Here is a 14473-nt window from a genome sequence, read left to right as displayed (position 1 = left end):
ACAAAGTTCCTTGATCCTGATCCCCATCCGCTGCGACCTGGCACCGGGGAAGTGTGCCAGGGCGTACGGCTGGGAGTCAGGGTCAAAGACCTAGAACAGTCCGGGAATCACCTCCTCGGTCGTCTCGGCGAACTTGCTTTCCTGCTCGGCGTAGTAGCTGTCCCACGCCTCGCTGTCCCAGATCTCAGCGCGGTTGCCTACGCCGATCACGGTGAGGTTGCGGTCTAGGCCGGCGTAGCTGCGCAGTACCGCGGGGATCGTCACCCGGTGCTGCTTGTCCGGAACTTCCGATCCGGCCCCGGAGAGGAACAGGCGCATGAAGTCGCGGCCCTCCTTGCTGGTGATCGGTGCCTGGCGGACCTTGTCGTGCAGCTGCTCGAAATCACGGACGCTGAACACGTAGAGGCACCGTTCCTGCCCGCGGGTGATCACGATGCCCGCTTCGAGTTCGTCCCAGAACTTCGCCGGCAGGATGATGCGGCCTTTGTCGTCGAGTTTGGGTGCGTAAGTGCCAAGGAACACCGAACAAGTCCCCTCACTCTCCGGCCCGGATTCAGGTAACCACCACTTTACTCCACTTCCATCCACAAACCTATGAAATCGGCAAAATTACCCCTGTTTGTGTGTCGTGAAGCCCCAGAATACGGGTCTTTGCCAGGTGGAGGGACTTCGTCAAAACCGACCTGGGCGAGGCCGGTCAGGGCACAAAAAAAGACCGGCCCGAAGGTCGGTCTTCTTAGCGGTTGCCTCTCGGCGTCGGGGTCGGGTCAGCTGTCGTGGTCGTTCTGTCGTTTTTCCCATCGATCGTTCATCCGGTCCATGAATCCGGCCTTCTGCTTCGTGCGCCCCTGCGCGGGTGCGTCGCCGACAGCTCCCGAGTGCTTCGGGTGCGACATCGCGAGAAGCACGCCACCGAACATGACGACGAATCCTGCGACGCCGATCAGCGGCACGTGCACGACGACGCCGGTGACGATAGTGGCGATACCGAGGATGCCAACCAGGATTCCGACCACGATGGAGCGGTAATTCGGCTTGCCCACGCGGCTGCTCACCGTCGTAACGATGTCACCATCGTTGTGATAAAGACTGCGCTCCATCTCATCGAGAAGGTGCTGCTCTTGCTCGGATAGCGGCACGGTGGCTCCTCTCATGACTAGAACCGACTAGTGATAAACCTCAATTGTATGCTGCCGCCGCTGGCTAGGCTATATGCGTGGCTGAGAGTAAGCGGTTAGTTGATCTGGTTCAAGCACGCATCGATCAGTTCCTCGGTGACCGTGAACCGTTGCTCTCCTCCATCGCACCGGAGCTCGAGCCCTTCATCGAGTATCCGCGCGAGTTGCTGCGAGGGGGAAAAAGGTTTCGAGCCCTGTTCTGCTACTGGGGCTGGCAGGCGGTGTCCGGGCTGTCGCGATCTGCGGTGCACCAGGACGCGCAACCCTCGAACCCTGATGCGGGTGATCTGGGCGCCGTCGTGCTGGCCGCCAGCGCGCTGGAGATGTTCCACGCTGCCGCGCTCGTCCACGACGACATCATCGACAACTCCGACACCCGGCGGGGCCTGCCCGCCGCGCACCGACGCTTCCTGGCGGTGCACCGCGAGTCCGGGTGGAACGGCAGCGCCGCCGAGTTCGGGTCGTCCGCGGCGTTGCTGCTCGGCGACCTCCTCCTGGTCTGGAGCGACGAGCTCTTCGACTCCGGGTTGCGCCGCGTCGCGGATGCCGACGCAAACCGTGCCGCCCGCGCCGAGTTCAACCGGATGCGCACCGAGGTCGCGCTCGGGCAATACCTCGACATCCTGGACGAGCAGTCCTGGCAGAACTACCCGGAAGCAGAGTTGCTCAGCAGGGCGCACCGCGTGATCGTCTACAAGTCGGCGAAGTACAGTGTGGAGGCACCGCTGGCGATCGGGGCGGCCCTGGCCGGCGGCAGCCTGGCCCAGGTGGCGGCGTTGCGCGAGTTCGGGCTGCCGCTGGGCATCGCCTATCAGTTGCGGGACGACCTGCTCGGAGTGTTCGGCGACCCGGAGGTCACCGGGAAACCTTCGGGCGACGACCTGCGCGAAGGAAAACGTACCGTGCTCATCGCGTTGGCGAGGACAAAGCTGCCGCCGAACGCCACGCGGTTGGTGGACGAGCTCCTCGGCGACCCCGAGCTGACCCCGCAGCAGGTGCGGATGCTCCAGGCATCGATCCGCGACAGCGGCGCCGTCGACCAGGTGGAGCGGATCATTGCACACAACGTCAAGCTGGCCACCGACGCGATCATGTCGGCGCCGGTGAGTACCGCCGCCCGCGACCAGCTCGTGCAGCTTGCGGACACCGTGAGCCGTCGCGCGGCCTGATCAGAGCGCGAAGCGCCGTCTAGATGGCGAGGGCCGTTATGGCGTGGGCGGGGCTAGATGGCGAGGGCCTGGGCGACCCGGCGCACTTCCGCCTTGCGGCCGTCCAGTAGCGCGTCGATCGGCGCCTTGCCGAGGCTCTCTTCGTCGGACAGCAGCCAGTTCATGGCTTCGTCATCGGTGAAGCCGCTGTCGGCGAGCACGATGAGCGTGCCGCGCAGTTCGGGCAGCGGCGCACCGTCACGGAGGAAGAGGTCGGGAACGCGCAGCACACCGTCGACCCTGACGGCGAGCAGGCTTTTGTCTTCGATCAGCCGGCGCACGCGACTGGGGGTGATGCCGAGCAGGGCGGCGAGGTCGGGAACGGTTAGCCAGGTCAGTTCACGGAGTGTCACAACTTCAAGACTGCCAGAAACCGCGCATCCGGTTAAGTCAACACGGCTGGGTCACTCAAATCCCACCAGTCACATCTGTCCCACTAATTGACAGGAAACTATATCTGTGTCAGTTTTATCTGGTGTATTGCGCGGCTGGTGTGCCAGCGGCGCTCTTCTCGGGGGATCGAGACTGAAACGGGGAACAACATGACGGGTCTTGTCGAACACGACCGCGCGCGCCACGTGGCGAAGCCGAAACGCAGCCGCGCCGCGAAGAACCTGCTGAACACCATTCCCATCGTCCTCGTCGGCTCCATGGCCATCGGGCTCGGCCTCGTCGGTCCCGTGGAGTCGGCCAGTGCCACCAAGCGCATCGATAAGCCGAAGGTCTCCCCTACCGATCTCGGCAAGGTGGTCAAAGAGGCCCTCGCACACGCCGGGTCCCACATCACCTCCCATGTCATCGCGGCCGGTACCATCAGCACCGCATCGGTGCCCAGCACTTATCGCGTGACCGCCGGAGACACCGTGAGCGGGATCGCCGGCCGGTTCGGACTGGCCACGGCCTCGGTGCTCGCCCTCAACGGATTGGCGTGGAAGTCGATCATCTTCCCCGGTCAGGTGCTCAAGCTCACCGCAGGCGGTGCCTCCGCCCCGGTGGCGGCACCCGCACCGCGGACCAGCGCACCGAGCTCCAGCGCCGGCCGGTACACCATCGTGCGCGGCGACACGATCGGCGCGATCGCCGCGAGGTTCCACGTGTCGACGGCATCCGTGCTCAGTGCCAACGGCCTCAGCGCCAGCAGCATCATCTACCCCGGCCAGACCGTCGCGATTCCTGGCCAACCGGCGGCCACAGCATCCAAACCGGCTGCTCCCGCCCCAGCGGTGGCTCCCATCGTCCGCACGGTGGCCACGACGCCGACCGCCAGCGCCGACCGCTACACGATCATGCCAGGAGACACGATTACCGCGATCGCGGGAAAGTTCGGCGTGAGCATCCAGTCGATTCTGACCGCGAACGGCCTGAACTGGTCCAGCATTATTTACACCGGCAGGACGCTGGTGATCCCCAGTACCGTCGTCGCCGCGGCGGGTGGCTCGATGACGGTGGCGCTCACCTCCGAGATGGCGGCGAATGCCAGGACCATCATCGGCGTTGGCAAGTCCCTCGGCGTGAACGACTACGGCTTGGTCATCGCGCTGTCCGCTGCCATGCAGGAATCGTCGCTGCGCAACCTGAACTACGGCGACCGCGACTCGCTCGGCCTCTTCCAGCAGCGGCCCAGCACCGGCTGGGGCAGCCCTGCCCAGGTCACCGACACGACGTACGCGTCGAAGTTGTTCTTCGGCGGTCCGAGCAACCCCAATGCGGGCATCACCCGCGGACTGCTCGAGATTCCCGGCTGGCAGTCGATGACCGTGACCCAGGCAGCACAGGCCGTGCAGCAGTCGGCGTACCCGGACGCGTACGCGAAATGGGAGACCTCCGCCCGCCTCTGGCTGGATCAACTGACCTAAACCGGCCCGGCCGGTGTTTTACGGCCTGCCTTCTCTGCTTCGTTCTTTAGACTGCCTTGGTGGGCACCAACAGCACTGATCCTCTGATCGGCCGTCTGATCGACGGGCGCTATCAGGTGCGCTCCCGCATCGCCAGGGGCGGCATGGCCACGGTGTACCTGGCGACCGATCTGAGGCTCGAGCGGCGTGTCGCGATCAAGGTGATGCACAGCCACCTCGCCGACGACACGCAGTACAAGGCGCGGTTCATCCAGGAGGCCCGATCCGCCGCCCGGCTAGCGCACCCCAACGTGGTGAACGTGTACGACCAGGGTCAGGATGCCGAGACCGCGTACCTGGTGATGGAGTACCTCCCGGGGATCACGCTGCGCGATCTGCTCCAGGAGCATCGCATCCTCACCACCGATCAGACCCTCGACATCATGGAGGCGGTGCTGTCCGGCCTCGCCGCGGCACACCGCAACGGGATCGTGCACCGCGACCTCAAGCCGGAGAACGTGCTCCTGGCCGACGATGGCCGGATCAAGATCGGCGACTTCGGGTTGGCCCGGGCGGCCACCGCCAGCACCGCGACCGGTAACGCGCTGCTGGGCACCATCGCCTACCTCTCCCCTGAGCTGGTCACCCGCGGTGTCGCCGACACCCGCAGCGACATCTACTCGGTCGGCATCATGCTGTATGAGATGCTCGCGGGCGAGCAGCCATTCAAGGGTGAGCAGGCGTTCCAGATCGCCCAACAGCACGCCACCGACACGGTGCCCACTCCGAGTACGAAGAACCCCAGGGTGCCCGCCGAACTCGATGAACTGGTGCTCTGGGCGACGGCGCGCGACCCGGATCAGCGACCCCGGGATGCCTCGGTCATGCTGGAGCAGTTACTGGAGACGCAGGAGATCCTGCGCTCGCCGGCCGGGGGCACCGCCACCGCCGTGCAGCGCACCATGGTGCTGCCCGCCGCGGCGACGTCCGCCACCGCGAAGACGCAGGTTCTGGCGCCGGCATCCCGGCACCGCACCGGACCGGTGATCCCAGACAAGTCCGCGGCCCTGTCCGCGGCCAGCGACCGACGCAGGCACCGCGGGTTCTGGCTGTTCGCGCTGGTGATCCTGCTCGCCGCGCTCGGCGGCGGCACCGGCTGGTACTTCGGTGCCGGGCCCGGCGCGATGGTGGCGGTCCCCAGCGTCACCGGTGCCAGCGTGTCTGCCGCAACGGCGCAGTTGGAGAAGGCCGACCTCACGGTCGCGACGGCGACGACCACCGGATACTCCACCGAGATCGCCAAGGGGCTGGTGCTGGGCACCACCCCCGCCTCCGGTACCCGGGTGGCGCACAATGCCACGGTCACGCTGGTCACCTCGCTCGGCCCGAAGCCGATCGCCCTGCCGCCGCTGGTGGGGCAGACCGAAGAGGTGGCCCTGGCCGCCATCGCCCCCAATTTCACCGCGCAACCGTCGCAGCAGCTCTTTGACGGCAAGGTGCCCCAGGGCACGGTGATCGCCGCGTTCGGGGCCGACAAGCTCGATCTCACCACGGTCAAGGAGTACGGCGAGAAACAGCCGATCACCCTCGTGGTCTCCCTCGGTCCGATCCCGGATGTCGCAGGCCTCTCGGTGAAGGACGCGCAAGACAAGCTCGCCGCCGCCGGGCTTACCGGCGTGTCGTCGCTCAGCGACTGGAGCGACACCATCCCGGCGGGAAATGTGATCCGGGCGCAGCTGCAGAACGGGGCGACCTCTCTCGCCAAGGGCGGCACAGTGGACCTGGTCGTCTCGAAGGGCGTGCCGCAGGTGCCGGTGCCCGACGTCGTCGGTAAATCCTGGCAGGAGGCGAAGCACGCGCTCACTAATGCCGGCTTCAAGATTGATTACGACAAGCGAGCTGACCTCCTTCCCTCGGCCGTCGAGGTCCGCAAGACCACTCCGAAGGCAGGGAGCCTCGTCGACAAGGGGTCATCCGTCCATGTCAGCTTCAAAGGATTTGGCGACTAGCTCCCGGTGATGGAGCCCGGGCCTGCGGGCGAGCGGACGTAGCCGAGGGGATTCGGTGGACACGCCGCGTTCTGGGCCCGGTTTACCCGGCGTGTTGCAATCCACCCTCGTCTATGTACCCGCGACCGGGGAAGCTAGCGGGCGCCCAACTCCTCGGCCACCAGGAACGCCAGTTCCAGGGACTGCATGTGGTTCAGGCGCGGGTCGCACAGCGACTCGTACCGGGTCGCCAGGGTCGCCTCGTCGATCTGCTCGGACCCGCCGAGGCACTCGGTGACATCGTCACCGGTCAGCTCGATGTGGATGCCGCCGGGGTAGGTCCCCACCGCGCGGTGCGCCTCGAAGAAGCCCTTCACCTCGTCGACGACGTCGTCGAAGCGACGGGTCTTGTAGCCGGTGGGAGTGGTGAGACCGTTGCCGTGCATCGGGTCGGTCACCCACAGCGGCATCGCATCCGACGCCTTGATCGCCTCCAGAAGCGGTGGCAGCGCATCCCGCACCCGCTCCGCGCCCATCCGGGTGATGAAGGTGAGCCGCCCTGGCTCGCGGTTCGGGTCCAGCTTGTCCACCAGCTCCAGCATGTCCTGCGGCGTGGTCGTCGGGCCGAGCTTCACCCCGAGCGGGTTGCGCACCCTGGACAGGAAGTCCACGTGGGCGCCATCGAGGTTTCTGGTGCGCTCCCCGATCCATAGGAAGTGCGCGGAGGTGTCGTACGGGGTGCCGGTGCGGGAATCGATGCGGGTCATCGGCCGTTCGAAGTCCATCAGCAGCGCCTCGTGCGAGGTGTAGAACTCGGTGCGCCGCAGCGCCTCGAAATCGGCGCCGCAGGCGATCATGAACTTGATCGCGCGGTCGATCTCGCGGGCGATGTGCTCGTACCGCACGTTCGCGGGGTTGCGGGCGAAGCCCTGGTTCCAGCTGTGCACCTGCCGCAGGTCAGCGAAACCGCCCTGGGTGAACGCGCGGATCAGGTTCAGCGTGCTCGCGGAGGTGTGGTAGCCGCGCACCATCCTGGACGCATCCGGCGTGCGCGCCTCTGGGGTGAAGTCGTAGCCGTTCACCACGTCGCCGCGGTACGCGGGCAAGGTCACGTCGCCGCGGGTCTCGGTGTCGCTGGATCGCGGTTTGGCGAACTGGCCCGCCATCCGGCCCATCTTGATGACGGGCATGGAGGCACCGTAGGTGAGCACGACGGCCATCTGGAGTATCGTCTTGACCCGGTCGCGGATCTGGTTCGCCGTCGCCGCGGCGAACGTCTCGGCGCAGTCGCCGCCCTGGAGCAGGAACGCCTCTCCCCTGGCGGCGCTGGCCAGCCGAGCACGCAGAAGGTCGGCCTCCCCGGCGAAGACCAGGGGCGGGAGGGTGGCGATCTCCGCGGAGGCGGCCTCCAGCGCATCCGGGTCCGGCCAGACCGGCTGCTGCCGGATCGGCAGGCTCCGCCAATAGTCGAGCCCCTCGATCACATCAGGATCGGCAAGCACGACAGGTTCGGTCGGATCAACCACGGATTTTCCTTGGGGATTGGGGCGGATAGAGGCACGCTGCGACGGCGCAGCCGAAGGCACAGCACCGGGATGACGGGCGATGAGCTCCTTCTCCCACCTTAACGGTTGGAGACGGCCTTAACGGTTGGCGACGGCCCGCTTCTCCTTGGCCGCGGATGCCTTCTCCTTGACTGAAGACGCGTACACGTCCACATATTCCTGACCGCTGAGCCGGCTCAGTTCGTACATGATCTCATCGGTGATCGACCGGAGAATGAATCGGTCGCCTTCCATCCCCGAGAAGCGAGAGAAATCGAGCGGCTTTCCGATCACCACTCCAATGCGTCGCACCTTGGGCAAGCGGGCACCGATCGGCATGACCTTCGCGGTGTCGATCATCGCCACCGGCACAACCGGCACCGTGGCCTCGAGGATCATGCGGGCCACGCCGGTGCGGCCGCGGTACAGTTTGCCGTCCGGGCTTCTGGTGCCCTCGGGGTAGATGCCCAGGACATCGCCGGCGGCGAGCACCCCGAGCCCGGTACGCAGCGACGCTTCGGAGGCCTTGCCGCCGGAACGGTCGATCGGCAGCATCCCGGATGCCTTCAGGAAGGTCTTGATAAACCAGCCCTTGAAGCCGGTGGCGGTGTAATAGTCACTCTTGGCGAGGAAGCTGATCTGGCGATCCATGACCAGGGGCAGGAACACCGAGTCGATGAACGACAGGTGGTTGCTGGCGAGGATCACCCCTCCGGTCGTCGGGATGTTCTCGTGGCCGGTGACCCAGGGACGGAAGGCCGCCTTGACGATTGGCCCTACGACCCAATTCTTCATGAGCCAATAAAACATCAGGACCTTCCTCGATGGACTTTCCAACTCTACTCGGCGCCCCCCACTGGGGGCGCTGTCAGGCCGATTTTCCGGGGCGAACAGTTAGAGTGGAGGCACCAAACCATACCGGTGTCAAAGGAGTTGCCGTGGAACAGTACGACATGCCTGCCCTCGTGAAAGCCGATCCCGACGCCAACGCGACGGACCTTCTGATCGAGCGGGCGGCCGAGACTCCCGACCTCGCGTTGTTCGCGCTGCCGACCGCCGACGGCGGCTGGACGGATGTCACCGCGGCGGAGTTTCTCCGCCAGGTCCGCGCGCTGGCCAAAGGTTTCATCGCCGCGGGCATCCAGCCCAGTGACAAGGTGGGCCTCGTGTGCAGGACCCGCTTCGAATGGACGCTGATCGACTTCGCCATGTGGTTCGCCGGCGCCGTGCTCGTACCGGTGTACGAGACCTCCTCGCCCGCGCAGATGCTCTGGAACCTCACCGATTCCGGCGCAACGGGCATTATCGTCGAAACCGCTGACCATTTCGCGCGCTTCGACGAGGTGCACCCCGACCTGCCGCTGATCAGGAATGTCTGGCAGATCGACCTCGGCGACCTGGACAAACTCGCCGCATCCGGCGCCGATGTCTCCGACGAGGAGGTGGAGCGCCGTCGCAGCCTCGCAAAGGGGTCGGACCTGGCTACCCTGATCTACACCGCGGGAACGACCGGGCGGCCGAAGGGCTGCGTACTCACGCACTCCAACTTCGTCGAACTGTGCCGCAACTCCCGGTTGGCGATCCCCGAGGTGGTGCAACCCGGGTCCTCCACGCTGCTGTTCGTCACGCTGGCCCACATTTTTGCGCGGTTCATCGAGGTGCTGTGCATCCACGGCGGCGTCAAGGTCGGACATCAGGCCGACACCAAGCAACTGCTGCCGGCGATGGCGAGCTTCAAGCCGACCTTCCTGCTGGCCGTGCCCCGGGTGTTCGAGAAGGTGTACAACTCGTCTGAGCAGAAGGCGGAGGCCGGCGGCAAGGGCCGCATCTTCCGCGCCGCAGCCGAGGTGGCGATCGCGCACTCGAAGGCCGTCGACGCCGGAACTGTCCCGCTCGGGCTGCGGGTCAAGTTCGCCGTGTTCGACCTGCTCGTGTACAGCAAGATCAAGGCGGCGCTGGGCGGACGGGTCAAGTACGCCGTGTCGGGCTCTGCCCCGCTCGGACTGCGGCTCGGGCACTTCTACCGCAGTCTGGGCATGACCATTCTCGAAGGCTACGGCCTCACCGAGACGACTGCGCCGATCACGGTGAATCTGCCGTCGAACTTCAAGATCGGCAAGGTGGGGCCGCCACTGCCGGGTTGCTCGGTGCGGCTCGCCGAGGACGGCGAGATCCAGGCCAAGGGGGTGAACATCTTCGGCGGTTACTGGAAAAACGACGCGGCCACCGCCGCCGTGTTCGACGGGGAGTGGTTCAAGACCGGCGACATCGGCAGCATCGACGATGATGGCTACCTGGAGATCACCGGCCGGAAAAAGGAGATCATCGTCACCGCCGGCGGTAAGAACGTGGCCCCGGCCGCGCTGGAGGATCCGATCCGGGCCAACCCGATCGTCGACCAGGTCATCGTGGTCGGCGACCAGAGGCCGTTCATCGGCGCGCTCATCGCCCTCGATCCGGAGATGCTCCCGGTGTGGCTGAACAACAACGGCGAAGACCCGAATATGCCGTTGGCACAGGCGGCCGAGCATCCGAAGGTGCTGGCGGAGCTGCAGCGCGCGGTGGACGCCGCCAATGCCGCGGTGTCCCGGGCCGAGTCCATCCGCAAGTTCGTGGTCCTCCCGGTGAACCTGTCAGAATCCAGCGGTCACTTGACGCCGAAGATGAGCATCAAGCGCAACGTGATCCTTGCCGACTTCACGGACGTGATCTCGAACATGTACGAAGATGCGCCGGCCACCGAGGGGCACTCGTTGCGGCACTAGAACCAGTCGGATTCGCGGATCTGCCGCATCGCCTCGCGTTTGCGGTCCCGGTCGAGGCCCTCGATGAACAGTGTGCCGTCCAAATGGTCGGTTTCGTGCTGCAGCGCCTGCGCCATGAGACCGGTGCCGCTCAGTTCGACCGGATTGCCGTCCAGGTCGATGCCGGTGACCCGGGCGAACGGGTACCGTGTCCGGGAAAAATAGAAGCCGGGCACGGACAGGCAGCCCTCGTCGACGAGCGTCGGCTCGCCCGACACCTCGACCAGCACCGGGTTGAGGATGTAGCCGATGTCACCGTCGATGTTGTAGCTGAAGGCGCGCAGGTTCACGCCGATCTGCGGGGCGGCAACCCCGGCCCGCCCCGGCAGCGTCACGGTGTCGATCAAGTCGGCGACGAGTCCGGCGACCCGCTCATCACCGATGGTGATCGGATCGGACACCGTCTTGAGTACCGGATCACCGAAGATCCTGATCTGACGTTCCGCCATCGGTTCAGGCGCCCCGCCGGGCAGGCAGCCCGTCGATCACGAGTGCCGCCAACTCGCGGGCCGAACTCTTGGTGAGCTCCTTCAGTCCCTCGTAGTCGATGACAGAACCGGCAGCCAGCTGCGGGTCGTAGGGAATGCGCACGATCTCTCGCACCCTGGACCTGAAGTGTGCTTCGATCTCCTCGAGCTTCACCAGGTTGGTGCCCTGCGTCGCCGTGTTGAGTGCCACGATCGCGTTGCGCACCAGATCGCCGTAGCCGTTGGCCTCGAGCCAGGTCAGCGTCTCGGAGGCCAGTCTCGCCTCATCGACACTGCCGCCGGAGACGATCACCACAGAATCGGCGCGCTGCAGGGTCGCCCGCATCACCGAGTGCACGATTCCGGTGCCGCAGTCGGTGAGCACGATCGAATAGAACCGCGCGGTGAGGTCCGCGACCACGTTGTAGTCGTTCTCATCGAACGCCTCCGACAGCATCGGGTCGGTGTCCGAGGCCAGGATGTCCAGCCGGGTCTCGTCGTGGGACACCAACGGGGTGAGGTCGCTGAAGCTGGTGATCGACGCGGCCTTGGTCACCACGTTGCGCACCGTGAAGCGGGTCTGCTTGCTGACTCGTTCCGCCAGGGTGCCGCGGTCGGGGTTCGCGTCGATGGCGATGACGCGGTCCTCGCGGGTCGACGCCAGCGCCATCCCGAGCAAGGCGGTCACCGTGGTCTTGCCAACGCCGCCCTTGCGGGTGAGCACCGGCACGAAGCGGGTTCCACCTTCGAATGCCTTGTCGATGCGCAGGTCGAGGCGTTTGCGTTCCCGTACCTTCGCGGAGTCGCCCAGGTTCACGATCCCAAAAGTTGCCAGGTAGACGAATTCGTTCCAGCCGCCTTCCGGCTTGGGGCGCTTGCGCTTCCTCGAGTCGAGCAGGCGGTCCGCGGTGAGCATGGCGGCCGGTTCAGGTGTGTCCGATACCTCGCCGCGGAGTCTGTCCCGGCGGCTGTACACCGAAGGTCCTGCGGTGGTGTCGGCGCTGTTCGCAGCGTTATTCCCCGCGGCGTTGTTCCCGGCGGCGTTGTCGGCCGGGTGGTCGTCCTGTTGCACCACCGGTCCGGTGACGACCTCGATGGACATCGTGCTGGGGCCGGGTCCGGCGAGCCGTCCAGGGTCGACCGGCACGTCGTCGATGGCCACGGCCAGTTCGTCGGCCGGTGCGGCGCGCACCGGTGCCGGCAAGCTGACCGCAATGGTCAGACTCTCGGGCAGGTCGGCGGGGTCGGTGGACTCCGGAGCATCCGGTAGCTCCGCAACCTCATCCAGATGCGGCTCCGCGTGCTCCTCGGTATCGAGAAGCTCGCCTGCCTCGTCCGTCTTATTGCGTTTGGCTATCACTTACGGCAACGCCTCTCCTGATGCGACGCCCTAGTTTATCCCGGTAATTGCTGGATACCCAGGCTAGCGTGACTGAATCTCCACTAACAGATCGCCGGCGTCCACCTGTTGGGTGGTGGGGATGGCCAGCCGCAGCACGGTACCGGCGATGGTGGCGGTGATCGCCGCCTCCATTTTCATCGCCTCGATCGACGCGACCGGTTGTCCGGCCACGACGACGGCGCCTTCCTCGACCTGCAGGGTGACCACTCCGGCGAACGGAGCGGCGACATGTCCCGGCTTGGCGGCATCCGCCTTTTCCGCAGACTTCACCTGCACGCTGATGCCGCGGTCGCGCACGGACACCGGCCGCAGCTGCCCATTGAGGACCGCCATGACGGTGCGCATGCCTTTCTCGTCCGGTTCGCCGATCGCTTCCAATCCCACGATGATGCGCACGCCGGGGCTGACTTCGACCACGTGGTCCATGCCGCGCTTGAGACCGTAGAGGTAGTCGACGGTGTCGATCACCGACAGGTCGCCGTACACCTCCCTGGCGTCGTCGAAGGACTTGGTGGGCCCGGGGAACAGCAGCCGGTTGAGGGTCGCCCTCCGGATCGCCGGATCCCCGTCCAGGGCGACGCGGTCCTCCTCGGTGAGGTCTTTCATCCCGTCCCGCACCGTGCGTCCGGCCAACACCTTGGTTCGGAACGGCTCGGGCCAGCCGCCCGGAGGGTTGCCCAGCTCCCCCGCCATGAACCCGATCACCGAGTCCGGGATGTCGTACGAGCCGGGGTTCGCTTCGAAGTCGGCGGGGTCGGCATCCGCCGCGGCCATCGCCAGCGCGAGGTCGCCCACCGCCTTGGAGGACGGGGTCACCTTCGGCGGTCGGCCGAGGATCGCGTTCGCCGCCGCGTACCAGTTCTCGATCTTCTCGAACTGGGCGGCCAGGCCCAGCGCGATGGCCTGCTGGCGGAGATTGGACAGCTGGCCGCCGGGGATCTCATGGTGGTAGACCCGGCCGGTCGGCGACGGCAGACCGGATTCGAACGGCTTGTAGACGCGGCGCACCGCCTCCCAGTAGGGCTCGAGGTCGGACACCGCCTTCAGCGACAGACCGGTGTCACGCTCGGTGTGAGCGAGGGCGGCCACCAAAGCCGATGCGGACGGCTGGCTGGTGGTACCGGACATCGGGGCGCTCGCGACGTCCACCGCGTCGGCGCCGGCGCGGCTCGCGGCGAGCAGGGTGGCCAGCTGGCCGCCAGCGGTGTCGTGGGTGTGCACATGGATGGGCAGGTCGAAGTGGCCGCGAAGGGCTTCGACGAGCTTTTCGGCGGCGCCGGCACGCAGCAGTCCGGCCATGTCCTTGATGGCGAGGATGTGGGCGCCGGCCTGCACGATCTGCTCGGCCAGCCGCAGGTAGTAGTCTAGCGTGTACAGGTCCTCGTCCGGGTCGAGCAGGTCGCCGGTGTAGCACAGCGCCACCTCGGCAACGCTGGTGCCGGTGGCGAGCACCGCATCGATGGCCGGCTTCATTTGGGACACGTCATTGAGGGCGTCGAAAATGCGGAAGATGTCCACGCCGGTGGCGGCAGCTTCCCGCACGAACGCGTCCGTCACCTCGGTGGGGTACGGCGTGTACCCCACGGTGTTGCGGCCGCGCAGCAGCATCTGGATCGCCACGTTGGGCAGTGCCTCGCGCAGGTCCGCCAGGCGGTCCCAGGGGTCTTCGGAGAGGAACCGCAGCGCCACGTCGTAGGTGGCGCCGCCCCACGCCTCCACCGACAGCAGCTGCGGAGTGAGCCTGGCCACGTGCGGGGCGACGGTGAGCAGGTCCTTGGTGCGCACCCTGGTGGCCAGCAGCGACTGGTGGGCGTCGCGGAAGGTCGTTTCGGTGACGGCCAGCGCGCGCTGTCGACGCAGCGCCGCCGCAAAGCCCTCTGGACCAAGTTCGAGCAGCCGCTGGCGGGACCCGGCCGGTGCGGGCTGGGCCAGATCGATCACCGGAAGTTTGAACGCGGGCCGGACGATGCCGGCGCCGTCGCCGTACGGCTGGTTCACCGTGACGTCGGCCAACCAGGTGAGGATCTTCGTGCCCCGGTCCTTGGAC

Annotated in this window: 12 protein-coding genes; 4 read left to right on the top strand and 8 right to left on the bottom strand. The window is 66.4% G+C overall.

Annotation, left to right across the window (positions count from 1 at the left end):
- Nucleotides 1-90 precede the first annotated feature (90 nt).
- Entirely contained in the window at nucleotides 91-522 is a 432-nt protein-coding gene (gene mraZ / locus ABFX56_RS14850; protein WP_346234140.1) for a division/cell wall cluster transcriptional repressor MraZ, read from the bottom strand.
- Nucleotides 523-767: 245 nt separating this feature from the next.
- Entirely contained in the window at nucleotides 768-1139 is a 372-nt protein-coding gene (locus ABFX56_RS14845; RefSeq protein WP_346234139.1) for a DUF3040 domain-containing protein, read from the bottom strand.
- 77 nt (nucleotides 1140-1216) lie between these two features.
- Here ABFX56_RS14845 and ABFX56_RS14840 point away from each other — a divergent pair, with 77 nt between their 5' ends.
- Nucleotides 1217-2347 (top strand): polyprenyl synthetase family protein, encoded by a 1131-nt coding sequence (locus ABFX56_RS14840; protein ID WP_346234138.1) that lies wholly within the window; start codon nucleotides 1217-1219, stop codon nucleotides 2345-2347.
- A gap of 53 nt (nucleotides 2348-2400) precedes the next feature.
- On the opposite strand, the gene ABFX56_RS14835 is transcribed toward ABFX56_RS14840, so the two are convergent.
- Complete coding sequence (locus tag ABFX56_RS14835; RefSeq protein WP_346234137.1) at nucleotides 2401-2739, bottom strand: Rv2175c family DNA-binding protein; 339 nt, start codon at nucleotides 2737-2739, stop codon at nucleotides 2401-2403.
- Between the two features lie 189 nt (nucleotides 2740-2928).
- Between ABFX56_RS14835 and ABFX56_RS14830 the strand changes: the two genes are divergently transcribed.
- Together ABFX56_RS14830 and pknB are read left to right on the top strand one after the other, a co-directional pair.
- A complete protein-coding gene (locus ABFX56_RS14830) occupies nucleotides 2929-4242 on the top strand; it encodes a muramidase family protein (protein ID WP_346234136.1) in 1314 nt (437 codons plus the stop codon).
- 59 nt (nucleotides 4243-4301) lie between these two features.
- Nucleotides 4302-6230, top strand: a complete 1929-nt coding sequence (pknB, locus tag ABFX56_RS14825; RefSeq protein WP_346234135.1) for a Stk1 family PASTA domain-containing Ser/Thr kinase — start codon at nucleotides 4302-4304, stop codon at nucleotides 6228-6230.
- A gap of 134 nt (nucleotides 6231-6364) precedes the next feature.
- Here pknB and ABFX56_RS14820 read toward each other — a convergent pair whose 3' ends face one another.
- Both ABFX56_RS14820 and ABFX56_RS14815 read right to left on the bottom strand, forming a co-directional pair.
- Nucleotides 6365-7735 (bottom strand): class II 3-deoxy-7-phosphoheptulonate synthase, encoded by a 1371-nt coding sequence (locus tag ABFX56_RS14820; RefSeq protein ID WP_428834458.1) that lies wholly within the window; start codon nucleotides 7733-7735, stop codon nucleotides 6365-6367.
- 117 nt (nucleotides 7736-7852) lie between these two features.
- Complete coding sequence (locus ABFX56_RS14815; RefSeq protein ID WP_346234134.1) at nucleotides 7853-8563, bottom strand: lysophospholipid acyltransferase family protein; 711 nt, start codon at nucleotides 8561-8563, stop codon at nucleotides 7853-7855.
- A gap of 128 nt (nucleotides 8564-8691) precedes the next feature.
- Between ABFX56_RS14815 and ABFX56_RS14810 the strand changes: the two genes are divergently transcribed.
- Entirely contained in the window at nucleotides 8692-10518 is a 1827-nt protein-coding gene (locus ABFX56_RS14810) for an AMP-dependent synthetase/ligase (RefSeq protein WP_346234133.1), read from the top strand.
- On the opposite strand, the gene def is transcribed toward ABFX56_RS14810, so the two are convergent.
- The 3 genes from def to ABFX56_RS14795 all read right to left on the bottom strand — a co-directional run.
- Nucleotides 10515-11006, bottom strand: a complete 492-nt coding sequence (def, locus tag ABFX56_RS14805; protein ID WP_346234132.1) for a peptide deformylase — start codon at nucleotides 11004-11006, stop codon at nucleotides 10515-10517. The two genes, ABFX56_RS14810 and def, sit on opposite strands and share 4 nt — an antisense overlap.
- 4 nt (nucleotides 11007-11010) lie before the next feature.
- On the bottom strand, nucleotides 11011-12384 hold the full coding sequence (locus ABFX56_RS14800; RefSeq protein WP_346234131.1) for a MinD/ParA family ATP-binding protein: 1374 nt from the start codon (nucleotides 12382-12384) through the stop codon (nucleotides 11011-11013).
- 63 nt (nucleotides 12385-12447) lie between these two features.
- Nucleotides 12448-14473: pyruvate carboxylase subunit B (locus tag ABFX56_RS14795; protein WP_346234130.1), on the bottom strand; the 2026-nt coding region annotated here is incomplete at its 5' end.

Origin of the sequence: Parafrigoribacterium mesophilum, assembly GCF_039652555.1 — a bacterium.
In the GTDB taxonomy this organism is placed as follows: domain Bacteria; phylum Actinomycetota; class Actinomycetes; order Actinomycetales; family Microbacteriaceae; genus Parafrigoribacterium; species Parafrigoribacterium mesophilum.
The sequence above is the reverse complement of the archived record's forward strand: the minus strand, read 5'-3'. Positions and strand labels throughout refer to the sequence as shown.